The 22,178-nt window shown below is 48.0% G+C and carries 22 protein-coding genes; 9 read left to right on the top strand and 13 right to left on the bottom strand.

The genetic code is table 11. From position 1 onward, the window contains the following. Window positions 1–153: 153 nt before the first annotated feature. From ACFVTB_RS12040 to ACFVTB_RS12020, 5 genes are all read right to left on the bottom strand, one after another. Window positions 154–963 (bottom strand): SDR family oxidoreductase, encoded by an 810-nt coding sequence (locus ACFVTB_RS12040; RefSeq protein WP_387748801.1) that lies wholly within the window; start codon window positions 961–963, stop codon window positions 154–156. 190 nt (window positions 964–1,153) lie between these two features. Further along, window positions 1,154–2,194, bottom strand: coding sequence for a FecCD family ABC transporter permease (locus ACFVTB_RS12035; protein WP_387748799.1), 1,041 nt, complete (start codon window positions 2,192–2,194; stop codon window positions 1,154–1,156). Then, window positions 2,191–3,192: a FecCD family ABC transporter permease gene (locus ACFVTB_RS12030; RefSeq protein ID WP_387748797.1), complete on the bottom strand. Its 1,002-nt coding sequence runs from the start codon at window positions 3,190–3,192 to the stop codon at window positions 2,191–2,193. Before ACFVTB_RS12030 ends, ACFVTB_RS12035 begins: the two co-directional genes overlap by 4 nt. A gap of 171 nt (window positions 3,193–3,363) precedes the next feature. Continuing rightward, window positions 3,364–4,320 (bottom strand): ABC transporter substrate-binding protein, encoded by a 957-nt coding sequence (locus ACFVTB_RS12025; protein WP_387748795.1) that lies wholly within the window; start codon window positions 4,318–4,320, stop codon window positions 3,364–3,366. A gap of 174 nt (window positions 4,321–4,494) precedes the next feature. Next, window positions 4,495–4,788 (bottom strand): hypothetical protein, encoded by a 294-nt coding sequence (locus ACFVTB_RS12020; protein WP_387748793.1) that lies wholly within the window; start codon window positions 4,786–4,788, stop codon window positions 4,495–4,497. Between the two features lie 171 nt (window positions 4,789–4,959). On the opposite strand from ACFVTB_RS12020, the gene ACFVTB_RS12015 reads away from it, so the two are divergent. After that, complete coding sequence (locus tag ACFVTB_RS12015) at window positions 4,960–6,543, top strand: ABC transporter substrate-binding protein (RefSeq protein WP_387748791.1); 1,584 nt, start codon at window positions 4,960–4,962, stop codon at window positions 6,541–6,543. Between the two features lie 11 nt (window positions 6,544–6,554). On the opposite strand, the gene ACFVTB_RS12010 is transcribed toward ACFVTB_RS12015, so the two are convergent. From ACFVTB_RS12010 to ACFVTB_RS12000, 3 genes are all read right to left on the bottom strand, one after another. After that, window positions 6,555–7,652 carry an MBL fold metallo-hydrolase gene (locus ACFVTB_RS12010; RefSeq protein WP_387748789.1) on the bottom strand — a complete coding sequence of 366 codons (1,098 nt, stop codon included), beginning with the start codon at window positions 7,650–7,652 and terminating at the stop codon, window positions 6,555–6,557. A 26-nt stretch (window positions 7,653–7,678) separates the two neighbouring features. After that, window positions 7,679–9,109 (bottom strand): aldehyde dehydrogenase family protein, encoded by a 1,431-nt coding sequence (locus ACFVTB_RS12005; protein WP_387748787.1) that lies wholly within the window; start codon window positions 9,107–9,109, stop codon window positions 7,679–7,681. Window positions 9,110–9,277: 168 nt separating this feature from the next. Then, window positions 9,278–9,706: a MerR family transcriptional regulator gene (locus ACFVTB_RS12000; RefSeq protein WP_387748785.1), complete on the bottom strand. Its 429-nt coding sequence runs from the start codon at window positions 9,704–9,706 to the stop codon at window positions 9,278–9,280. 378 nt (window positions 9,707–10,084) lie between these two features. On the opposite strand from ACFVTB_RS12000, the gene ACFVTB_RS11995 reads away from it, so the two are divergent. The 6 genes from ACFVTB_RS11995 (at window position 10,085) to ACFVTB_RS11970 (ending at window position 15,923) form a co-directional block, all read left to right on the top strand. Continuing rightward, entirely contained in the window at window positions 10,085–10,942 is an 858-nt protein-coding gene (locus ACFVTB_RS11995; protein WP_387748783.1) for a glycerophosphodiester phosphodiesterase family protein, read from the top strand. 4 nt (window positions 10,943–10,946) lie between these two features. Continuing rightward, entirely contained in the window at window positions 10,947–11,693 is a 747-nt protein-coding gene (locus tag ACFVTB_RS11990; protein ID WP_387748781.1) for a glycerophosphodiester phosphodiesterase, read from the top strand. A 67-nt stretch (window positions 11,694–11,760) separates the two neighbouring features. Further along, a complete protein-coding gene (locus ACFVTB_RS11985; protein ID WP_387748779.1) occupies window positions 11,761–12,855 on the top strand; it encodes an ABC transporter ATP-binding protein in 1,095 nt (364 codons plus the stop codon). Continuing rightward, entirely contained in the window at window positions 12,852–13,730 is an 879-nt protein-coding gene (locus ACFVTB_RS11980) for a carbohydrate ABC transporter permease (protein WP_387748777.1), read from the top strand. Before ACFVTB_RS11985 ends, ACFVTB_RS11980 begins: the two co-directional genes overlap by 4 nt. A gap of 14 nt (window positions 13,731–13,744) precedes the next feature. Further along, window positions 13,745–14,572, top strand: a complete 828-nt coding sequence (locus ACFVTB_RS11975; protein ID WP_387748775.1) for a carbohydrate ABC transporter permease — start codon at window positions 13,745–13,747, stop codon at window positions 14,570–14,572. Between the two features lie 25 nt (window positions 14,573–14,597). Next, entirely contained in the window at window positions 14,598–15,923 is a 1,326-nt protein-coding gene (locus tag ACFVTB_RS11970; protein WP_387748773.1) for an extracellular solute-binding protein, read from the top strand. 122 nt (window positions 15,924–16,045) lie between these two features. On the opposite strand, the gene ACFVTB_RS11965 is transcribed toward ACFVTB_RS11970, so the two are convergent. Both ACFVTB_RS11965 and ACFVTB_RS11960 read right to left on the bottom strand, forming a co-directional pair. Further along, the gene (locus ACFVTB_RS11965) at window positions 16,046–16,606 is read right to left on the bottom strand and encodes a flavin reductase family protein (RefSeq protein WP_387748771.1); all 561 of its coding nucleotides are present in this window, start codon (window positions 16,604–16,606) and stop codon (window positions 16,046–16,048) included. 28 nt (window positions 16,607–16,634) lie between these two features. Then, the gene (locus tag ACFVTB_RS11960; RefSeq protein ID WP_387748769.1) at window positions 16,635–16,997 is read right to left on the bottom strand and encodes a hypothetical protein; all 363 of its coding nucleotides are present in this window, start codon (window positions 16,995–16,997) and stop codon (window positions 16,635–16,637) included. Between the two features lie 215 nt (window positions 16,998–17,212). Here ACFVTB_RS11960 and ACFVTB_RS11955 point away from each other — a divergent pair, with 215 nt between their 5' ends. Both ACFVTB_RS11955 and ACFVTB_RS11950 read left to right on the top strand, forming a co-directional pair. Beyond that, window positions 17,213–17,638 carry a MarR family winged helix-turn-helix transcriptional regulator gene (locus ACFVTB_RS11955; RefSeq protein ID WP_387748767.1) on the top strand — a complete coding sequence of 142 codons (426 nt, stop codon included), beginning with the start codon at window positions 17,213–17,215 and terminating at the stop codon, window positions 17,636–17,638. Between the two features lie 397 nt (window positions 17,639–18,035). Continuing rightward, complete coding sequence (locus ACFVTB_RS11950) at window positions 18,036–19,415, top strand: MFS transporter (RefSeq protein ID WP_387748765.1); 1,380 nt, start codon at window positions 18,036–18,038, stop codon at window positions 19,413–19,415. 244 nt (window positions 19,416–19,659) lie between these two features. Here ACFVTB_RS11950 and ACFVTB_RS11945 read toward each other — a convergent pair whose 3' ends face one another. From ACFVTB_RS11945 to ACFVTB_RS11935, 3 genes are read right to left on the bottom strand one after another with little or no spacing between them, the layout of a single operon-like run. Beyond that, window positions 19,660–20,577 carry a DMT family transporter gene (locus tag ACFVTB_RS11945; protein ID WP_387748763.1) on the bottom strand — a complete coding sequence of 306 codons (918 nt, stop codon included), beginning with the start codon at window positions 20,575–20,577 and terminating at the stop codon, window positions 19,660–19,662. Between the two features lie 9 nt (window positions 20,578–20,586). Continuing rightward, window positions 20,587–21,942, bottom strand: a complete 1,356-nt coding sequence (locus ACFVTB_RS11940) for an LLM class flavin-dependent oxidoreductase (protein WP_387748761.1) — start codon at window positions 21,940–21,942, stop codon at window positions 20,587–20,589. A 35-nt stretch (window positions 21,943–21,977) separates the two neighbouring features. Then, window positions 21,978–22,175, bottom strand: coding sequence for a hypothetical protein (locus ACFVTB_RS11935; RefSeq protein ID WP_387748759.1), 198 nt, complete (start codon window positions 22,173–22,175; stop codon window positions 21,978–21,980). Between the last annotated feature and the right edge of the window lie 3 nt (window positions 22,176–22,178).

Raw genomic sequence — 22,178 nt, 5'->3', positions numbered from 1 at the left:
TATGTTAGTGAAAATAAATGGAGAAGTCTTTAATCAGGAAAACGATTTTTTAACAAAAACAACGATTTTTGAAGAAAGCATGTCGACCGATAGAGTAGATAAAAAAAAGAGAATGGATTGTTCATCCATTCTCTCGGCTTGAATCGTTTTAAGTTAATCTGCGCTTGCGGTAATGTGCTCCCACTTCTCATATTCATCCAACATGGAGTTGAGCTGCGTGCGAGCCATTACGAGCCCCATGCTACCCAGAGCCAGTCTTCTTGGCGGATTGTCTGTAGCAGCAATATCGGCGACCGCAGACATCGCTTTTTCTACATCGCCGTAAGGCGCTGTCTCGGCAAGTTTATTGTACCAATCGTACGTCGGTTTATAATCGGCAATTTCATTTTTATTTTCTTGCGTATTTGCTTGAAAACCTGTTTTGAAGCCTGCAGGCTCGACTAACGTGATGTTGATCCCAAGATCCTTCACTTCGGCAGCCAGCCCTTCGCTAAGACTTTCAAGCGCGGCTTTCGAACTGCAGTAGATCGGCAAGGTCGGCAAGCTTTGTACGCCGCCCATAGACGATATATTGATAATATGGCCGGAACGATTTTTTCTCATTTGCGGAAGAACGGCTTGAATCGTACCCATAACGCCAAATACATTCGTTTCATATTGTTTGCGCGCTTGATCGACCGTTACTTCTTCAAAAACGCCCGCCTGAGAATATCCCGCATTATTGAGCAAAACATCAATTTGCCCGTATTGATTCGTTACCGAATTGACAACCTGTTTAACCATTTCTTGATTCGTAATATCTAATGCCAGCACCTGAATGTTAGCATATTGCCCGAATTCCGGAGCGGCTTTCTGCGTATCCCGCATGGTAGCTACTACATTCCACTCGCGTTTGGCGAATTGAAGGGCCAACTCTTTGCCGAAGCCTGTCGACGTGCCGGTAATTAATATTGTTTTACTCATCTGTTTTTCCCTCCTGGTAGCTGTTTGAGCATCGCTCATGAATGATCTTACCCCTTAAAGTCGACTTTAAGTCAAGCGCCGTTTTTTTGGTAAAAAATCATTCTTGTGCCAATCGCCTCACGCTTTTCTCACCAAGCTGCAGAAGGGTATTTCACTGCTCCTATGTTTACAGTGTCACCGATTTCAGGCATTACACTTCTTTGCTTTTCTTCTTCATTAAAAGATACAAAAAAAACGGGGCGCCAAGCACAGCTGTGAACACGCCTGCCGCAATATCCTTAGGCTGGAATAACAGGCGGCCCATTAAATCCGCTCCCCCCAATAGAATCGCCCCCACAATTGCCGAAGCGATTAACAAAACAAAGTGGGACCCGCCAACCAGTCTGCGTGCAATATGCGGCGCCATTAATCCGATAAACCCAATGCCCCCCACATATGCAATGGCGGAACCGGCCAATGCCGAAGCAATTCCAATTAGTGCAATCCGCTGCGCCTGCACTCGGCCCCCAAGCGATATGGTTGTTTCTTCACCCAATATTTGAATGTCCAGTTGACGCGACATCATCAGAAGGAGCGGAAACAATACGCCAATCCATGGCAGCAGCGCAAATACATTCTCCCATTTGGCTCCATAGATTGTGCCTGTAATCCAAATCTGTGCTTGGCTGGTCAAAAAGATGGGACTAAAAATGAGAAATAACGTTTTGCCTGCCTCCAGAAGCGCTGAAACGCCAAGCCCAACCAATATCATCCGAAACGGAGAAACTCCCTTCTTCCAGGAGAACAAATAAATAAAAAAGGAAACGAGTGCAGCGCCGGCAAACGTAAATAGCGGCATAAATCCAAAGCCCCACTGTTCATTCAAAAAAGCAAGATAAAAAACCGCAACCATCGAAGCCCCGCTTGTTACCCCTACGATATCCGGAGACGCAAGCGGATTCCGGACGACACCTTGCAACACAACCCCTGAAACTGCAAGCGCAGCTCCCGCCAGCACTGCAAGCAAAAATCTCGGCATGCGAAAGTTCCATACAACCAGTCCTTCCGTCGAATGGCTATCTCCCGTAAACAACAATTGTATGACACGAAGCGGATTGATCCACAATGTGCCAATGCCAATGCTGATAATGCCGCATACAGCCAATAATAACAGCAGCAGCGTCACTTTTGTCCCTTTCAGCCGTTCCCTTTGCAGCAACGGTCGGATTCGTCCCTTCAACCTTGCTTTCATGATAAGCGTCTCTCCCTTCTAGCCAAATAAATAAAAAAGGGCGCGCCAACAAGTGCAGTCATCACTCCAACAGGCACTTCTTTCGGAAAAGCTATAAATCGGGCTCCGATATCTGCAGCGAGAAGAAGGTTGCCCCCTAGTACAAGGCAGTACGGAATGATCCAACGGTGATCGTTACCGACAAGCGCACGAACAATATGCGGAATCACGAGACCTACGAATCCGACAGGGCCTGCAACCGCAACCGAGCTGCCTGCGAGCGCAACGACCGTCAATAAGGATACAATCTTCAGCCATTGCGTACGCTGTCCTAATCCTTTCGCAAGCTGCTCCCCTACTGCATAAATGTTAAGCGATTTTCCCAACACTAATATGACCACATAACCCGCAAGCAGAAATGGCAGCACAGCCGTAAGCTGGTTCAAGCTTTTGCCCTGTACCGAACCGGCCAGCCAAAACAAAACATCATCGAGTGTCCGTTCGTCACCGATCAACAACGCTGTTGTAAATGAAGTAAACAACGCAGCTAGGGTAGCTCCCGCCAATGTCAGCTTGAGCGGCGTAATACCGTCCTTGCCCACCTGTGCCATGACGTAGACGGCAATAGCTGCAAAGGCCGCTCCAGCAAATGCAAGCCACACCATCGACATGGACGATTGGATTGAAAATAAAGATAGGCCCGCAACAATGAAAAAGCCTCCTCCTGCATTGACTCCCAGAATGCCGGGGGATGCCATCGGATTATAGGTAATGGCCTGCATCAACGCGCCGGAAGCGGCTAGCGCAGCTCCTATTAACAGTGCAATAATGGTGCGCGGCATACGCAATTCCCGAATGATAATATGTTCATTAGACCCGTCAAACGCCGTATACGCCTCCTTCACCGTGTGCCAGGAGGTATCGGCATAACCAAACACGACGCTCATCCAGAATAGTAGGATTGCAAGCGCCGCAGCCAAAAGGAGTCCTATTATTTTCCAAGTCTTATTATGTAGCATATCGGCTAGCTCCTGTTTTATAAGTTCAAAACCGAAATCAATGCTTAAATTCAAAGTGAGCAAACGCTACGTGGCAGAGGGTTCTTCCAATCGCTTCACTTCCGAGACATGCTTCAAGCAGTCCGAATAAATTCGGACTGCTTGAACTAAACTCGTTTCATTTATTGCCGCTTACCCCAAAAGATATTTCTTCAGTTCATCCAATACCAGGTTGGCAGAAACAATACCGCCGGATGAGTTCCATATCCCGTCATAGACTTTGTGCGTATTTCCTTTTTTCACCACGTCAAGGTTTTTCCACAGCTCATTTTGCTGCCATTCTTGTTCCGCCTTGGCCGCCTCGCCTTTCTCATTATCGTAAGTAAAGAAGAACATGATGTCGCCATCCATGTCAGGAATGCGCTCCTTGCTTACATCGTCTGCAAACTCCGCTTTATCCTGAACAGCCGGACGCTGTAGGCCTACCTGCTTCAGAATAACCCCGGAGAACGTATCGTTATAATAAATACGAACGATGCCCCCTGGATTGAAGCGCACAATGGATACTTTCGAGTTGACTTTATCGCCAAGCTCCGTTTTCAGATCCGACGCTTTCTTATCGAATGCAGCAAGATTGGCTTCGCCCTTCTCCTTCAGGTTCAAGGCTTCAGCATATACTTTATAATTGATTTTCCAATCACCGCTCAGACGCTCCGAGAATACCGTTGGAGCAATATCGGACAATTGGCTGTATACTTTTTCTTGACGCATCTTGTTGCCCAAGATGAGATCCGGCTTCAACGAAGCAATCAATTCAAGATTAGGCTGATTCTCGTCGCCCAAGATCGGAATATCCTTCAATTGATCCGATAGATGCTGATAAATAGGATCAATCCCCCAAGATCTAACGATGCCAACCGGCGTAATCCCCATCGATAATACAGCCTCCGTACCTTCATTCGTCAATACGACGATACGCTTAGGCGTTCCTTCAATGACCGTTTCCCCCATCGCATGCTTAACCGTATACTTTTCACCTTGTACCGCTTCTTCTTTATTGGCCGTTTTCCCGGCACAACCGGATAGAATTAGAGTGACTGCCACTACTGCGCTTAGAATAAAAGCAAAACGCGCTTTTTGAATATGCATGATGATTTCCGCTCCCCTTGTCTTTGATAATGATAATTGTTTTCATATGTAAGACTAAAGCAATCCTATCTTTTCTACAATATCCATATATACCTGTTTATTTGTCTTTTTGTATCCCCATTCTCCGTTCATTTGTCTTCTTATACCCTATCTATGAATGCTCGGAAACACGATCTACTTAAAAATGACGCCGATTCTAAATGACTTTCTGATGAAAAGAGTGAGCCATAGCAGCAAACAGACCATACCAATGGCCGATCCGCCGTAAAATATGCCCGAGCCTCCAAAAGGAATGAGAAACATGGAAGCAGTTAGCGGCGCGAGCAGCTGCCCGCCGTTTTGAAATACCATCGCCATGCTGTAGTTTAAGTGCATTTGACCGCCTGCACTTGATTTGAACAGCAATAATTCCAAGCTCGCTTGCGCGATGACTAGACTAATCCCGAATAAACAGCGGCTTACAATCATGAGCACCATTCCTCCTTGGCTTCCTTGCAAGGCAAGACCGATCTATTGATAATCGTTATCAATATGATAAACTATATAATAGTGTAATGTGCCATTTACTTGAATATCCCTTTGCATCCTTTTGTTTGTCTAATCGTTTCCATTATTTTCACTAAAGGAGATGCTTTGAACTTGAGTCTTCCTTGGAATGATCAGTTCTGCCTTTTTTCTAACATACATTTCTACCAATATCGTGAAAGTGCCGATCTTTCAAAAATAGATACGCTTACTGGTCTCACTCATCTCTTGTTCGTCGTCTCTGGCAAAGGGACCATTGAAGCTGGTGACACCATCTATTCCGTTGAAGCTCCTCAATTATTTCATTTACCTGAAAATACGGCGTTGAAAGGAATGCTGTTCGGACATCAAACACAGTGTTATGTTATTTCTTTCCAATTGATTACGATATTCAAGCAAGGGGAACGATGGATCGGCGAACAATCAACATCAGGCGCCCAAGCGCTTCAAGCCGGGCACATCGAGCTCAGAGATTATTCAATTTACTCGGAGATCAAAGAGCTTTATGAGACTAATCTCTTGCCCGATAATCGATCGCAATCCAATCTGTTATTTCAGAAGCTGCTTCTACACATCCATGATCAGACTCCCCCGCGTCCCCACACGCAAACGAATAAAATGCCCAAATGGAATGGCATCGAAGAAAGCATCCGTTACATGCAAGCCAATCTCAACAAAAAAATGAATCGGGAAACATTAGCTGCAATCGCCAAATTAACGCCTAGTTCGTATTGCCGCAGCTTCAAGAAAGCGAAAGGCGTCGCCCCAATGGACTATTTGAGCCATCTTCGCATTGAACAGGCCAAGCAACTGCTAGCCACCGGTATAACCTGTAAGCAAGCAACCTACCGATTGGGGTATGTCAGCGAATACTACTTCAGTCGCGTATTCAAAAAAATGACCGGCTTGCCGCCGACCATTTATATGAAGCGAGAGCATTTGCGAGTTGCCGTCGCCTCCCGGTTTGATATCCATATGAATTTGGAATCGCTAGGCGTAGAACCCGTTGTCGTCGTCGATTGTTATCATCATCCCGGAATTGAACAGGAGGATTACAGGCGGCGCCTGATGAGCCAGCTTGAAGAATTGAGAATAGCGCAGCCCGATCTTATTATTGGAGATTATTCGCATGCTTTCTTATATGAAACGTTTAAGCGAATCGCTCCGACGGTCTTGTTAAACTTTGATCTGGATTGGCTTGTTCTTCATCGAAAAGTAGCCGAATTGGTAGGAAGAGAAAAGGAAGCGCAGAAAGTGATTGAGCAATTAGATGAGCGTGTCGCGGTGGTAAAACAGAGGATAGTAAGCATGGATAAGCCGCCTCGGGTCGCATTTATGCAAGTCATGAACGATCATGTTTACTTGCAAGGAATCATCAATCACCCGTTGAATAAGCTGCTGTATACGGAAATGGGGTTGCTGCCCGGCAAGCATGTGCCGAAAAATAAAATGAGACAGGAGTTATACCCGTCTCATTTTCCCAACATAGAAGCCGATCAAATATGGATTCGTCTATATTCTGATACTGCCAAGGTGCGGCAAACGTTGCAGCGGATGATCGAACAGCCGTTTTGGAGCAATATCGACGCCGTTCGAAACAATCAAGTTCACTATACCGCCAATTGGCTTATCATGAGCTGGACAGCACATGGGAGAGAGAGAATCATAGATGAAGTCATGACCTATTTAAAGCATTGAATAGACGACTGCTATTCCCACCATGCTTCGGAAGGGTATTTCTCTGCTCCAATGGTTACGGTTTCGCCTATTTTAGGCGTCGCCAACGCTGTATTCAGCTGCTCAGCCGCTCGTTTCGCCCGTTCAATAGGGTCTGTCCAGCTATGCAGCGCCAGCGTAAAAGCCCCCCAGTGAATAGGGATCATTAATTGGCCTTGCACATCTTGATTGGCCTGCAGCGATTCTTCAGGAGTCATATGAATGTTGGCCCACTTCTCATCATATTGACCCGTTTCGATAAGCGTGAGATCAAACGGACCATATTGATCGCCAATTTCCTTGAAATGCGGTCCGTATCCGCTGTCGCCGCTATAGTAGATCTTCGCTTGATCACTAATAATAACCCAAGAGCTCCATAGTGTGGAGCCGCCGCTGCTTCCGCCTCGGCCGGAGAAATGTCTTGCAGGCGTGCTGACCAGCTTTAATCCCTGAACCGGCTCTTCCTCCCACCAATCCAGCTCTTTAATGCGATCGGGGTCGACTCCCCACTTCATCAAATGCCCGGAAACCCCCAGCGGGACGATAAACTGCTTCACTTTTCCTTTCAGCTTGCGAATCGATCCATAGTCCAGATGATCATAATGATCATGCGAGATAATGACAGCGTCGATTTCAGGCAAATCCTCGATCTCAGCCGGCAGCTTGTCGCTGTAACGCTTAGGACCGAAGAATCGGACAGGAGAAGCATAATCGCTGAGTACAGGTTCGATGAGCAGCTTCACCCCGCTTACTTTCAACAACAGTGTGGAATGGCCGAACCAGATTACTTGATCTTCCTTACTTTCCTCGAAAGCTTTCGGATCGAAGGATTCGACCGGTATGCTCTCCTGCTTCTTCGGCCTGCTGTTAGGAGTCCCTTTGATCGTTTTGATCAGCGCATCTGTAGTATCCTTCAAGCTGTAATCCATTGGCGTTGGAATCTGATTGCGAAACTTCCCGTCAACAAACTGCGGGGAAGTCTGGATTCTTTTCTGGCTTTCCGCCGAGCTTTTGCCGCCAAGCGGAGGATAATATTTCATTATTAAATAAATGATTAAAGCGACTATCGCGACTAGAAGCAATAATTTCATTCCGATTGATTCCCACTTTCTCATCATTACATAACGGCGTTGCGACCCAAAATCGCCTTCGGCTCCAAATATTGTTCCAATCCGTACGAGCCGTGATCCCTGCCTATACCGGAGTTTTTAAACCCTCCGAACGGCGCTTGCGGTTCGTCGTGCAAGCCGTTGACCGATATCCGGCCGGCCACAATCTGCTCGGCGACCCGATTGCCCCGCTCCGTGCTCCCGGAGAAGACAAACGCTTGCAAGCCGTACGGCGTATCATTGGCAATTTCAATAGCCTCTTCTTCCGTCTTATAAGTAATGATCGAAAGAACCGGACCAAATACCTCTTCCTGAGCAATCGTCATATCATTTGTCACATTGGCAAATACCGTCGGCTTCACGTAGTAACCGCCGTCCAGCCCTTCAGGACTGCCTGCGCCGCCGACTACCACTTCCGCTCCATCGTTGATCGCCTGATTAATATAGTGCTGAACTCTTTCGAACTGCTTCTCGTTCACCATCGGACCAATTACCGCAGCTTCGTTCCACAGATCGCCCACTTTTAACGCACCGACAGTTTCAGCCATTAAACGTTTGACCTCGTCTAAGCGCGATTCCGGAACGAGCACCCTAGTGCCGGCCAGACAAGCCTGGCCGCTATTGATGAATCCGGCGCTTACCGCAAGCGGTACGGCTTTCGTGAGATCAGCGTCATCCAAGATGACGCTAGGCGATTTTCCTCCCAGTTCAAGTGTAATCCTCTTCAAGTTAGCCGCCGCGCCTGCAGCGATTCGTTTACCGACTGCTGTGGAACCTGTAAACGTGATGCCGGTCACGTCCGGATGGCGAGTCAGCTCTTCGCCGACGACTTCTCCCTTGCCATTAACGATGTTGATTACACCTGCCGGGATATTGGCTGCATGGACAGCCTCCATGAATAGTTCCGTTTGCGCCGCGCTGAACTCACTCGGTTTGACAACGACGGTGCAGCCCGCTGCAAGCGAGGGCGCAAGCTTATTGGCAAGATGTGTCGCATTGGCATTCCAAGGCGTAATGACGCCTACGACACCGACCGGTGCCATTCGTACTTGTGCCGTACCGGCCGGCCGTACGAAAGGATACGATTCCACCGTTTCTTTCATATGCGAAAAGGCGTTGACCGCAATTTGAGTCAGCATTTTAGCCACACTAACGGGCGCGCCGTATTCCGAAACGGTCGCCTCCGTCAATTTATCGAAACGTTGCGACAGCGAGTCATGCAGCCGTGCAAGAATTTCCATGCGTTCCTCAATACTCGTTTTAGAGAACGATTTGAATGCAGCTTTAGCTGCCTCTATTGCGTTACGCGTATCATCAACGTTTCCCAGCACGACTTTGCCGGTAACTTGTTTGTTAACAGGATTGCGCAGCTCCAGTTCTTCCGTGCCCATAGGTTTGACAAATTGTCCATTTATATAAATCCGATCGTACACATTCATTTTCGTTCCTCCTTGATTTTAAAAAGTGTTAGCCATTAAATCATTTACATTCTACATGTTAAAGTTCACTTTAAGTCAATAGTTTTACATAAAATTAGCGAAGCTTTGCTCTCTTTTTTTCTCACGAAAGAAAAAAGGGGCAAAGCTTCGCTTCGTTTTCGCTCGTATTTAATTGGCGGTTTCCTTGTTCGTTGGAGTATCGAGCTTCTCAATATACGCAAGAAAGCTGTCCTCCGGACTGCCATTTTGGATGTTGTTATAAACTTCCAGCTTCTGACTTACTGCTTCAAAAGCCTCGTTCAGCACCTGCTGCTTTTTTACGATTTCCGCTTGATGCGCTTGCAAGATGGCCCTTCTTTGCGCAATCGTCGATTCTCCCTGTTCGGCAAGCTCGACAATTTCTCTTATGCCCGCTATGCTCATTCCCGTTGCCCGAAAGCAAGTCATTAATCGAATCCAGTCCAAATCCTTTTTATCAAACAGGCGGTTGCCTTTCTCATCCCTGCGAATGTTCGGCAGCAGTCCTTCTTTGTCATAAAATCGTATCGTATGCGCCGCGCAATTCAATATCTCCGACGCTTCCTTGATTGTGTACAAGCGCTCTCTCCCCCATTCCAACGTTTGCTTTCATATCCCGATTATTGCTCTGCACAGTAATTAATCAGCGCCTATTCACCTTTTAATTTCGCAATTATAACATAAGCCAATCGTTAATCAAATGAGCCGACGACTAGCCGCCAGAACCCTCTTTCCTGTCGCACTGGAAAAATTGAACACGAATAGATTTTACAAAATCTTTTCATAGTTTTGTCATTGCGCGAACAAATGGGTTCTAGTATGTAGGGGAATTTAGACGAACGAAACAGAGGAGAATGCCTATTCATCACCCTTAATATCCGGCAGTGGGATAATTGCCAATTGTTATCCAAATAGGGACGGTTGATCCAAAACAAAATAGATCGCTGGAGGTGCAACATGGAGCCGCTAAAAATTTGGGCACATCGCGGAGCAAGCGCCTACGCTCCGGAAAATACGATGGCAGCTTTCGAGCTTGCCGTGCAGCAGCATGCCGATGGACTGGATATTACGATTCATCGTACAAAGGACGGAGAAATCGTCGTCATCCATGACGACAAGATCGATAGAACCTCCAACGGCACGGGTGACGTTGCCGACTACACGCTCGCCGAGCTTCAAATGTTCAATTTCAACGCCGGCTTTGAGGAGCAATATCCGACAGCCGAAATCCCGACGCTTCGTCAAGTGCTGGAGTTTGTTAAAACCCATGGTCTTGAGCTGAACATCGAGGAAAATGTCATTTTCTCCGACCATGACCGTGCAGCAATCAGCTTGGATGCCGCCAAGCTGGTACAGGATCATGGCTTAACAGAGCGAGTAAGCTTCTCATCCTTCAACCATCAATCGATGGCTCGGATCAAGCAGTCTGTTGCTGAAATTCAGACAGGCTTGCTCTATCTGGAAGGCTTATACAATGGCGAGGAGTATGCCAAAACAGCGAACGCTTCCGCCCTGCATTCCTTCTTCATCAGCGTAACGCCTGAAATGGTCTCGCAGGCTCATAACGCTGGAGTACGCATCCATGCATGGACAGTCAATGAAGTCGCTGCCGTCAAATCGATGATCGATGCCGGGGCAGATGTGATCATTACCGATTGCCCGGACATTTGCGCCGATCTTCGGGATATGGACAAAGACTCGCGCACTCATTTGAACGAGCAGCAATTTAGAGCTCGTTACGGTGAAGTAAAGTCCTACTCCTTTATGCAAAGCCTGTATACAAAAATGGCCACTAATCAAAGCCAGGAAGGATAACAAAATGAAAAATCCTAAAATACTCGGTCATCGAGGCGCAAGCGGGTATGCTCCCGAAAATACGATGGAAGCTTTTAGACTTGCGATTCAGCAGCATGCCGACGGATTCGAAATTGATATTCACATTACGAAGGACGGCGAAATTGTCGTCATTCATGACGACACAATCGATAGAACCTCCAACGGCACAGGAGTCGTGACGGAGCTCACGCTTGCCGAGCTAAAGCAGTTTAATTACAACGTCGGCTTTGAGGAGCAGTTTCCGACCGCTGAAATTCCAACGCTTAGCCAAGTGCTGGAGCTTGTGAAGGCGCATGACTTATACCTGAATATTGAGATCAAAGATATTATGACCAACACGGGCAAATATGACGGACTGAACATTGCCGCCGCCAATTTGGTCAAGGAATTCGGGCTGGTGGATCAGGTTATTTTCTCTTCCTTCAACCACCATTCCATGGCTGAGCTGAAGCAGGCCTGCCCGGAAATAAAAACGGCGCTGCTGCATTTCTCCAAGCTGTATAAAGGCGAGGAATATGCGAGATCGGCCTATGCCGATGCTCTCCATCCTCTTTTCTCTATCGTGGACAAGAGCACGGTAGAGCAGGCGCATCAAGCCGGCGTTCAGATGAATGCCTGGACCGTTAATCAGCCCGCTGATATTGAAGCGATGATCGTTGCCGGCGTTGACGCCATTATTACGGATTATCCAGACACAGCATATCGTCTTAGAGAATCGAAGCAGGCATAAGCTCAGCTCGAATTCAAGCAAGCAATTCAGTTTCAAGAGGACTAAGGCTAGACGGAAGGAAGCGGATATGAGCAGCATAGTACTGGAAAACGTAGAGAAAAAGTACGGGGATAAATCCATCATTGACGATCTCAATCTGACGATCGAAAGCGGCAGCTTTACCGTACTCGTAGGACCGTCCGGCTGCGGCAAGTCGACTACGCTTCGCATGATTGCGGGGCTGGAGGAGAACACCGGCGGTACGATTTACATTGGCGGTCAGAACATGAACAAGGTGGAACCGGGCAAACGGAATTTGGCCATGGTGTTCCAAAACTATGCATTATATCCGACGATGACCGTCTTTCAAAATATCGAGTACGGTCTCAAGAACAACAAAGTGCCCAAGGCTGAGCGGAAGCGCCTAATTGAGGATATTGCGGATACCGTCGGGCTGACCAAGCATCTGCAAAAAAAGCCGGAGTTTCTCTCCGGCGGAGAACGGCAGCGGTTGGCGCTTGCCAGAGCGATGGTGAAGAAGCCCGCCATCTTTCTGATGGACGAGCCGCTTTCCAACCTGGATGCCAAGCTGAGACAGCAAATGCGCGCGGAGCTGATCGAGCTTCATAAGAAGCTCGGAGCGACATTCGTTTATGTGACGCATGACCAGGTTGAGGCGATGAGCATGGGGACGAAAATTGTGCTGATGGACGGCGGAAAGATCATGCAGGAGGATACGCCGCACCATATGTATCAGCAGCCGAAAAACATTTTTTCCAGCAAATTCATCGGCACCCCTGCCATGAACATCATGGAGCTTCAAAACTGCCCTAACGCACTGCAGCAGCTTGCTCCCAAAGAAGCAAGGTATGTCGGCTTCAGACCGGAAAAGGTGAAATTCAGCCTGGATGCGATAGAACCTGCTGCAAGAAGCAGCGCTATTGCATTGGAAGGCGTTCTGACTGCGCGTGAAATATTAGGGGCCGAAATTATTTATAAGGCAGAGCTGGACCGCAATCAAACGATTGCCGTTAAATGCTTCGACAGCCTGGAACGAGATTTAAGCAAAACGACGATGTATGTGGAACCTGCCCACCTCGCTTTCTTCGACAACAGCGAGCAAAGAATTTACGGTGCGAACGCCGCTGCGAAATCTATAGAATTGTCGAGTGAACGGTCATGAGCGGCAGCGGCACGGTTAGGCGAATTTTGCCTTATTTGATGGTCGCGCCTGCAGTCCTTATTTTAGTAACCTTCTATCTCTATCCGATCGGTTACAACATCTATTTGAGTTTCTTCTCTTGGAATATGCGGGGGCCGATGAAGTTCGTCGGAATAAAAAACTATACGGAACTCTTCATGAGCCGCGACTTTACACAAACGTTGATGAACACGGTTTGGTATACGGTTATGGAGGTCAGCCTCGTGATCGTATTCGCTTTGTTGCTTGCGTTGTTTTTGCAAAAAAACACCGTGATCAACCGGTTTATCCAAACGATCAGCTTTACGCCGAATATTATTTCGCTCGTTTCGGTATCGCTGATCTGGATGTGGCTGATGAATACCGACAAAGGGCTATTCAACTATATCCTGTCGCTCTTCGGAGCGGATGCCGTAGGCTGGTTGACCGATAAGCGCATCGCCTTGTTCTCCATCGTTCTTGTGTCCGTATGGAAGTCCGTCGGATTTAATGTGTTAATTATTTTATCGGCGCTTGGTTCGATACCGCGTTATCTCTATGAAGCGGCGGCACTGGATCGGGCGTCCAAAACTTCCGTGTTTTTCAATATTACGCTGAAAATGATTTCGCCAACGCTGTTCTTTCTCATTCTGATGAATATCATCAGCTCTTTCCAAGCCTTTGAGACGATCAGCGTCATGACGAACGGCGGTCCGTCCAATTCGACTAACACGCTCATCTTCAGCATTTATAAGCAGAGCTCCGAGTACTACCGCGTCGGGTACGCTTCGGCGATCGCCGTTGTGCTCATGGCCATCGTAGGCCTCATCACCTTGGTCTACTTCAAAGTACTCAATAAGCGCGTTCATTATCGTTAAGGGGGACAACTTGAATGGTTAACTGGGTTAGAACCCCTAAATTCATTATTCGACTATTGCTGTCATTACTGCTCCTTGTCGTTTTCCTGGCGCCATTCTATTGGATGATTCTCAGCGCCTTCAAAACATTGGATGAAGTCATCGCCGTGCCGCCAAAGTTTTGGGTGGACAAGCTGCAGTGGGTCAACTTCCAGCAGGCTTTTACAAGAATCAACTTTATGCACTATACCAAGAACTCGATCATCATTACGGTAGGCACGCTGATCGGCCAGCTCCTCGTTGTCGTGCCTGCGGCGTATGCCTTTGCCAGGTATCAGTTCCGGGGCAAAAACGTATTGTTCGGTTTGGTGCTTATTACGATGATGATCCCGGGACAGCTCATTTTCCTTCCGATCTTCGTCATGTTCGCCAAGACGGGACTGCTCAATACCTATATTTCCTTGATCATTCCTTTTATCGCAAGCGGTATGGCGATCTTTATGCTTAGGCAGACGTTTATGCAAATTCCAGACTCGATCTTGGAAGCTGCACGGCTGGACAACTCCAGCGAGTTTAAAATCATCCGTTCCATTATGCTGCCGATGGCGATTCCTACACTGTCTACCCTCGCGCTCCTGACTTTTATCGGGACTTGGAACAGCTACTTCTTCCCGCTCGCATGGACGACGACCGATGCGGTTCGCACCTTGCCGCTGGGCGTGAAGAAGCTGCAGGATGCCGAAGGGTTGAACCCTCATATCGTCATGGCCGGCAACATGATGCTGATCCTGCCGATCTTGATTATGTTCGCTTTTGCCAGAAAGCATATTATTAAAGCTTTTACTTATTCGGGCGTAAAATAATAACCCAACTATCGGGAGGAAACCCATGAAAACCTCAATGAATTCGCTGAAAAAAAGACTGATTCCGATGACAACGGCTGTACTTGCCACCACTGTTCTATTGGCTGGCTGCGGACAATCCGGCTCCGACCAGAAGGCTGTTGCTTACACCAAGGGAGATGAAGTCGTTGAAGTCCAGTTCTGGACGTCTGCCATCGAGAAGGTCAATCAAGATCTGGTAGATGAGTTTAACAAAACAAAGGGCGCGGAATTGAACATTCATGTCACTGCGGAATATCAGGGCGATTATTGGGAAATGCAGAAGAAGGTCAATGCTGCAGCCATTGCCAATACGCTCCCCAATGCGTTCATTGACGAAGTTGCAATGACGAAGGGTTTTGCGGATAACGACACCATTGTCGATCTGGAGCCTTTCATCAAAGCGACCGATTTCAACCGGGATGACTTTAAAATCGGCGATTTAGGCAACCTCTACGTTGGCGACGACATGTACGCATTCCCGCATATGCGCAGCTTGCCAGTTATGTACATCAACAAGACGCTGGCGAAAAAAATCGGCATGAACGAGAACGGACCGCAAACGTTCGCTGAACTGGAAAGCTATTTGAAAGCTTCCTACGATGCGACCGGCAAAACGCCTATGTACTTGTTTAACAACGACTTCTGGGTAATGGAGGCGCTGCTGTACTCCTACTCCGACACTTCAGTTCTGAGTGAAGACGAAAAAGCGACTAATATCAATGGCAAAGGCGCTGTCGATCTTATCACTTACTTGAATGATCTGATTGGCAAAGGATATATCAAAGTGCTGAGCGCAACACAACAAAATGATTTTATCGGCGCTGTTTCCAGCCCGGATACGCTCCTTACCTTCTCCAGCATTGGCGGCTACAAAATCTTTTTGGGCCTTGCAGCGAAAAGCCAAACGGAGCTCGGCGTCGCTATGATTCCTGCCGGCGAAGCCGGAAAACGCGGCGTATCGGTTGGCGGATCGAATATTTACATGGCCAATACCGGCACTGATATTGAAAAAGCGGCTACGTTTGAATTTATTAAATGGATTACGGATACCGATCAGGCTGCTTTCGCTTCCGTGAACACCGGCTACTTGCCGACTCGTCTTTCTTCGCTCGACACCGAGATGATGAAGAACACGATCGCCGAGCTTCCTGGCTACCAGGTCGCTATTGACGAGCTGAAATTCAGTAAAAAGAGACCGCAAACCGGCGTCTACCACGAAGTCGAAAACTTGTTTGTTACTCGTATTGCTGACATCTGGACGGACAAGCTGAACATTCAAGAAAGCCTCGACGCTTTGAAGAAAGATGTCGACGCGATTTTGACGAGATAAGCTGTAACACGGAGGCAAAAGGTTCTTTACTATCAGATATACTCATTCAAACAAAAGAAGAAACCCGTCGTCATCGAATTTGACGTTGGGTTTCTTCTTTTGTTTTGCCGGGGTATTCCCGTTTAGGAAAAGAACGGATGAAACTTCTCCTCTGCGCTCCGATCAAGCGTCCGGTATGTGGAGCGTCCCAAATAAAGCGGAATTTCCAGCTTAGTTAAGTCCGGCAGCCCATTGTCCAAGAAGCGCTCCCTATCCTGGTAGCACTGGACGATTTCGCCAGCAAACCATTCGTGATCGCCGAAAGTCGTAATGCTCAATGTTTTACATTCATAGGCGACATAAGCATCGCTTAGCACCGGAATATCCGCCTTCAGCCCTTCCTCATATGCAATGTTGAATTTCTCGAATTTATTGACGTCCCGCCCGCTGAACGAGCCGGCCGCTTGAATGATCTCCGAGCAACTCGCTGGCAGGAAGTGTACGCCAAATACCCCGCTCTGCTTAATGAGATTGTACGTATGCGTTTCTTTGCGTAGCGAAATACCGTAAATGCCAGGCGAAGAACCGACGTAGGTATGCCAGCCAGAAGCCATGACGTTTTGTTCGCCGTTGTAGCGAGACGTTACAACCGCAACCATGCCCGGATAATTATAGGTCAATGTTTCTTGAATCGGCTCTCTCATCTATGGATTCTCCCTCGTTTGCTCAACATCATTTTTTTCGAATGAACGATTGGAGCAGCAATAATCCTGCTGCCAAGGCTGCTGCATTACCCGCTATTGCCGAAGCAGGAAATAGTTTATAAGCAAACAGTGAAAATACAATAAGCAGTGCTGTGATTAACAATAATGGAACATTGATTTTAAAAACACTTCTCTGAACAAGCACGATAGATAAATAAATTCCTAGTACAAAAAAGATCGCTTTAATGGCGTAATCCAGTTCGTATATGTTCCCGCTAAACCGGTACTTCTCCTCGTAATGACCATGTACAGTAGAGAAAGGCCAATAAAGCCTGCAAACCATAGCAAATAATAAGCGCTCTGGATGATTGCCTTCTTCATCCCCGCTCACCTCCTGGAATAATAAATCCTCATTCCAGTTATCTGGTAATTAAATCGTATCACACTATTCCTCTGTGTCAACAGAGAATTAATGATGATCCTTATCAGAAACTACTGTAGAGAGTTTAGTCTTCCTTGACCTCGCTTCCAGTTGACAATAAAAGCAAAAATAAATATTATAGTCGTAGCAACTATATTCATGTCTATTATTTGAGGAGGCCTCCTTTGGAATTAGAAAAGTATATCGGTGTCAACGTGCAGCGCGCCGCTCTTAGATTAAACAATTTTTATCAAAAAGTGGTTAACCCATTTGAAATTACAATAGATCAATGGGAAATACTCGTTGTTTTGTGGGAAAAAGAAGGCATTACGCAAAAGGAACTTGCCGAACGGCTTCATAAAGACCCGACGAACGTTGCCCGGATGTTATTTAAACTAGAGAAGAAGAGCTTTATCTACCGTGTCGTCCACGAGACGGACCGGAGATCGCTGCGCGTTTATTTGACTCCGAAAGGAAATGAAATTCGGGATGACATTTTAGAGCCTTCCATCGAAGCCTATAAGAACACCATTAAGGGCTTGTCTGAAGAAGAAGTTGCGACGTTCATACGAATTCTCAACGTCATCTCTAACAATGTAACTGAAGAATAACGTCAAATGTCGGCTGGCAGCAGCGTACCAGCAATTTGAGTGTTATTATGGCGCAAACCCAAGCTTCATGAGAGTAGGAAAGCTACGGATCAGAGGGTTCTTCCGGTCGCTGTTAAAGCCCGATTCCTTATTGGGTGAGCGTTTGCAGCAGTAGGAATCACGCTTTTAAGGCGACCGACCACTATCGTTTCACTAGAATCCCTCTCTCCCTTCGCTAATTACATCGCCGCTCTTCCTTTTATCCAACTGTTGAGACATAATGGCCTATATAGTTGCTGCGACTATTATAGTCTAGACATCTTATTTGCTTATCGCTTTCTGATCTCTTTATTTAATCCACACCACTAATAGTTGCTGCAATAACTAATAGTGAAGCAATAAAAGGAGGGTTCATCAAATGGAAGAATCGCAACAGAATGCCGGCATTTTTAGTCCGCAATATCGGGCTTTGACGATTGGGATCATTCTTGCCGTAACTACCGTCGCATTCGAGGGATTGGCGATCACGACAATTGCCCCTAGCCTGGCGCAGAAGCTACAAGGTCTTCATTTATACGGCTGGATTTTCAGCGCCTTCCTCTTGGCTCAAATCATTGGAACGATGGTTGTGGGTCAACGGATTAACAAAAACGGCGTACTGGCTTCATTTTCAGTCTCCATCCTTTTTTTCGTCGTCGGTATTGTCATTGCCGCCCTTTCCGTAAACATGATGATGCTCATTATAGGACGCGTATTTCAAGGCTTTGGCGCAGGAGCCATTATCACTTGCGTCTACTACAGCATAACGCTTGGCTATCCTGACAGATTAAGAACGAAGATTCTTGCTATGTTCTCCAGCGCGTATATTTTGCCAGCATTAATTGGTCCTTATATCGCCGGTCTTTTAGCTGAGTACGTTTCATGGAGATTCGTATTCTGGTTCGTGCTTCCGTTCATTGGCTTGGCTGTCGTTCTGACGCTCCCTGCTTTCCGCAAATTTCCGGCTGGCGACAAGTCCTCTTCGCAAGGTCAAGGCAACCGGAAAGAAGGCTACGCCGTGCTGCTGGCCGTCGGTACCGGACTGCTGCTCACAGGGCTAGGCTTTATTACAGATTGGAAAGGCATGCTGCTGTCGGCTACGGGATTGCTGATCATGATTGTCCCTCTGCGGAAGCTGCTGCCCTCTGGAACTTTTAGCGCAAGAAGTGGACTGCCTGCGACAATCGCTTCAAGGGGGTTATTTGTAGCTTGTTATAATGCTACGGAAAGCTACGTGGTTTTGGCGTTGACGGATGTTAAAAACCTGTCTGCCGATCTTGCGGGTTTAATCGTCGCCTCGGGGGCACTAAGCTGGTCGGCGGCGGCATGGTTCCAATCCAGGCTTGACGCCAAAGACCAAGGGGCCGGAAGAAACAAGCGAGTCATGACCGGCATTGGCTTTATGATTGTCGGCGTTGCCGCCGTTATACTTGCCGTAGCTTTGTCGGAAGGCGGAATCGGTTTTGCGATTATTTCGCAAATTTTCACCGGCTTTGGCATTGGCTTGGCGCACCCGACCACAGGCGCAATTGCATTGCAGCATGCTAAGGCGGGAGAAGAGGGGGAGACCTCGGCAAGCATTCAATTCACGGATGCGTTCAGTCCAGGGTTAAGCATCGGTATCGGCGGGGCGTTCATCGCCATTAGCCAAACGATGAATTGGGGATTGTTAACCGGGATTGTATTGGCCTTGTCGTTGCAGCTGTTGTTTGCAATCATTAGCCTTGCAGTTTCGTTACGCATCAAGCAAGCCTTATAAACTAATGAGAGTAAAATCAGTGCTTGACGGAAAAGGAGAAAAAGTGGAGGGGCAGAGGGATTCTGGAGAAACATAGTGGTCGCTCTTAAAGCCAGATTCCTACCTCAGACTTCTATAAATGAAAGGAATCAGGCTTTAATGGTGATCGGAAGAACCCTCTGACCCATCCCCTCACTTCAAGTCAAGCACTGTTTTCGTTTTTGAGCCCTTATAATAGAAGAAACTGCCAAAAAAAGCACTGCCTCTAAAGCAGTGCTTTTCCAGTTGGAGCAACCGAATCGGAGCGAACGCGGCCTGTGATGAACACCCCAAGCAGAATGAGCGCTCCCCCGGCGAATTGAGAGACGCCTACCTGCTCGCCAAGGACGAGCAAACCAAATAAAATGGCGATGAAGGGAGGCAGGTTGTTGAACAGTGAGGCTGTCCCCGGACCAACGACCGCCACTCCTCGAACCCACCACACAGCTGCTGCTACGTTCATAAGTCCGGCTAAGGCGATAATCAGCCACATGGATAGACCGCCTTGCAGCATCATCCCTCCAAGTAACCACTCTCCCCCTGCGGGAGGCACCATCAGCAGCATACCAACGAAGGAGGAATAGGTCGTAATCGTTAACGGAGATAGCCTGCGCGCCAGCCTTGGGGTGAACAAGGTGCTTGCCGAAAAGCCAAACATCGCCAGCAGCAAATAGAGGTCACCTGTTCCGATACGCCAGGATTGTTCGCCGCTCTGCACAATGACTAGCACACCTGCAAATCCTAATCCCGCCCCCAACAGCTTCAGTCCGCGAATACGAGTCTTCAGAAAGACGGCCTCTAGCGCCAGCGTTGTAAGAGGGGCGGCGGCATAGATTAATGAAGCATTGGCAGCGGTCGAATTTTCTAACCCGATAAAATAGGCTGGTTGCTGAATCAACGTAAACAAAATCGAAGAATAAAGCAGCAGCAGCCATTCAGCTTTGGTCGGCTTTTGCATCGCTTTTTTACGACTGCCGCCCCAATAGAAAAGAAATAAAAACCCCATCGTAAACAATTGCCTTAAAAATGAGAGCAGCACCGGCGAGAACGCCTGCAGCAGATAAGCGCTAATAACGTAGCTGATTCCCCATAAAAAAGCAACAACGAACAGCCTAGCAAATGCCGATCTATATTCAGCCGTCATCGTGAATGGCTACACGCGGACCGAAGTGTAGCGGTTGGCCGGACGCCCAAGCGACAAATGATCACGCAGAGTGCGCCCGGTATATTCCGTACGGAATACCCCTCTGCGCTGCAGCTCCGGAACGACCAGTTCTACAAAATCTTCGAGTCCGCCCGGCAGATGGGAGAATGCAATGTTAAAGCCGTCCGCCGCCCCTTTCAAGAACCACTCCTCCAGCAAATCAGCGATCTGCTCCGGTGTGCCGACCACACCGCGCCTATTCGTCGATCGTTCATAAAGCTGGCGAAGCGTCAGCTTCTCATCGTCCATCAGCTCAAGAATGCGCTTCAGCATACTCTTGCTTTGATTGAATTCGTCAAGATTCGGACGAATCGGCAGCGGCTCATCGAGCGGATAAGACGAAATGTCCTGGCCGAGATAATGGGAGAGCAGATCGAGACCGAGCTTCGACGGCGTCAAGCTCTCAATGAGCGCCGACTGCTCCTTCGCTTCCTCCTCCGTCCGGCCGATAATCGGCATAACGCCGGGAAGTATTTTCAACTCGTCGCGGCTTCGGCCGTACTTAGCCATCCGTCCCTTAATATCTTCATAGAGCTGCTGGCTGGCGAGCAAGCCTTCCGCCGAGAATTCGCTGACTGGAGCAAAGACGACCTCCGCCTTGGCTGCCGCCAATTCCTTGCCGGCCTCCGACGCTCCAGCCTGAATAAGCACCGGGTAGCCTTGCGGGGGTCTGGCTACATTAAGCGGGCCATGCACTTGAAAGTGGCGGCCTTTATGCTGAAGATTATGCAGCTTCTCTTTATCCGCAAAATACCCGCTTTCCTTGTCCAGGAGCAGCGCGTCATCCTCCCAGCTGTCCCACAGCCCTTGCGTCACATCGACGAATTCCTCTGCCCGCTCATAGCGTGTTCCATGGTCCAGATGCTTCTCCAACCCAAAGTTACGCGCCTCCTCATCTGTTTGCGAGGTAACGATATTCCAGGCTGCCCGCCCGTTGCTGAGGTAATCCAGCGTAGCCAGCTTGCGGGCAATATGATACGGCTCATTATAGGTAGTGGAGATCGTTGCCGCAAGGCCGATATGCTCGGTCGCTCCCGCCAACGCGCCGAGCAGCGTGAAAGGCTCCGGGCGAATGCTGTTGGCATGGCTAATCCCCGATTCGAAGCGATCCCATACATACAGTTCATCTGCATAGAAGAACATATCGAACTTGCCGCGTTCCGCCGTCTGGACGATTTTTTTATAGTAGTTCAAGTCAAGCTGTCCTTGCTCATCGGATTGGGGATGCCTCCAGCTGGAAATATGCTCGCCCCCCGGAAAAAACATCATCGCTCCAAGCGCCATTTGCCGTTGTTGTTTACTCATTTCATTAGCCTCCATTTCATTAGTAGAATTGAAATTCAGTTCTGCACCCCAACCGAAGCGAATCGGTTAGCCGGACGCCCCAGCGACAGATGATCGCGCAAGGTGCGTCCGGAGTATTCAGTACGAAACACCCCTCTGCGCTGCAGCTCTGGAACGACCAAATCCACAAAATGCTCGAGTCCGCCCGGCAGATAGGGGAACGAAATATTGAAACCGTCCGCCGCTCCCTTCAAGAA

This window comes from Paenibacillus sp. NPDC058071 (genome assembly GCF_042885235.1).
Lineage (GTDB): Bacteria > Bacillota > Bacilli > Paenibacillales > Paenibacillaceae > Pristimantibacillus.
This window is presented reverse-complemented; position numbering and strand designations above follow the sequence as displayed.

Coding starts and splice junctions, on each gene's coding strand:
- ACFVTB_RS11940 (WP_387748761.1), bottom strand. CDS start 21,942: ATGAGTAAACAACAACGGCAAATGGCGCTTGGAGCGATGATGTTTTTT.
- ACFVTB_RS12040 (WP_387748801.1), bottom strand. CDS start 963: ATGAGTAAAACAATATTAATTACCGGCACGTCGACAGGCTTCGGCAAA.
- ACFVTB_RS12035 (WP_387748799.1), bottom strand. CDS start 2,194: ATGAAAGCAAGGTTGAAGGGACGAATCCGACCGTTGCTGCAAAGGGAA.
- ACFVTB_RS11970 (WP_387748773.1), top strand. CDS start 14,598: ATGAAAACCTCAATGAATTCGCTGAAAAAAAGACTGATTCCGATGACA.
- ACFVTB_RS11985 (WP_387748779.1), top strand. CDS start 11,761: ATGAGCAGCATAGTACTGGAAAACGTAGAGAAAAAGTACGGGGATAAA.
- ACFVTB_RS12025 (WP_387748795.1), bottom strand. CDS start 4,320: ATGCATATTCAAAAAGCGCGTTTTGCTTTTATTCTAAGCGCAGTAGTG.
- ACFVTB_RS11975 (WP_387748775.1), top strand. CDS start 13,745: ATGGTTAACTGGGTTAGAACCCCTAAATTCATTATTCGACTATTGCTG.
- ACFVTB_RS12020 (WP_387748793.1), bottom strand. CDS start 4,788: ATGATTGTAAGCCGCTGTTTATTCGGGATTAGTCTAGTCATCGCGCAA.
- ACFVTB_RS11995 (WP_387748783.1), top strand. CDS start 10,085: ATGGAGCCGCTAAAAATTTGGGCACATCGCGGAGCAAGCGCCTACGCT.
- ACFVTB_RS11990 (WP_387748781.1), top strand. CDS start 10,947: ATGAAAAATCCTAAAATACTCGGTCATCGAGGCGCAAGCGGGTATGCT.
- ACFVTB_RS11980 (WP_387748777.1), top strand. CDS start 12,852: ATGAGCGGCAGCGGCACGGTTAGGCGAATTTTGCCTTATTTGATGGTC.
- ACFVTB_RS12005 (WP_387748787.1), bottom strand. CDS start 9,109: ATGAATGTGTACGATCGGATTTATATAAATGGACAATTTGTCAAACCT.
- ACFVTB_RS11945 (WP_387748763.1), bottom strand. CDS start 20,577: ATGACGGCTGAATATAGATCGGCATTTGCTAGGCTGTTCGTTGTTGCT.
- ACFVTB_RS12030 (WP_387748797.1), bottom strand. CDS start 3,192: ATGCTACATAATAAGACTTGGAAAATAATAGGACTCCTTTTGGCTGCG.
- ACFVTB_RS11965 (WP_387748771.1), bottom strand. CDS start 16,606: ATGAGAGAGCCGATTCAAGAAACATTGACCTATAATTATCCGGGCATG.
- ACFVTB_RS12010 (WP_387748789.1), bottom strand. CDS start 7,652: ATGAAATTATTGCTTCTAGTCGCGATAGTCGCTTTAATCATTTATTTA.
- ACFVTB_RS11950 (WP_387748765.1), top strand. CDS start 18,036: ATGGAAGAATCGCAACAGAATGCCGGCATTTTTAGTCCGCAATATCGG.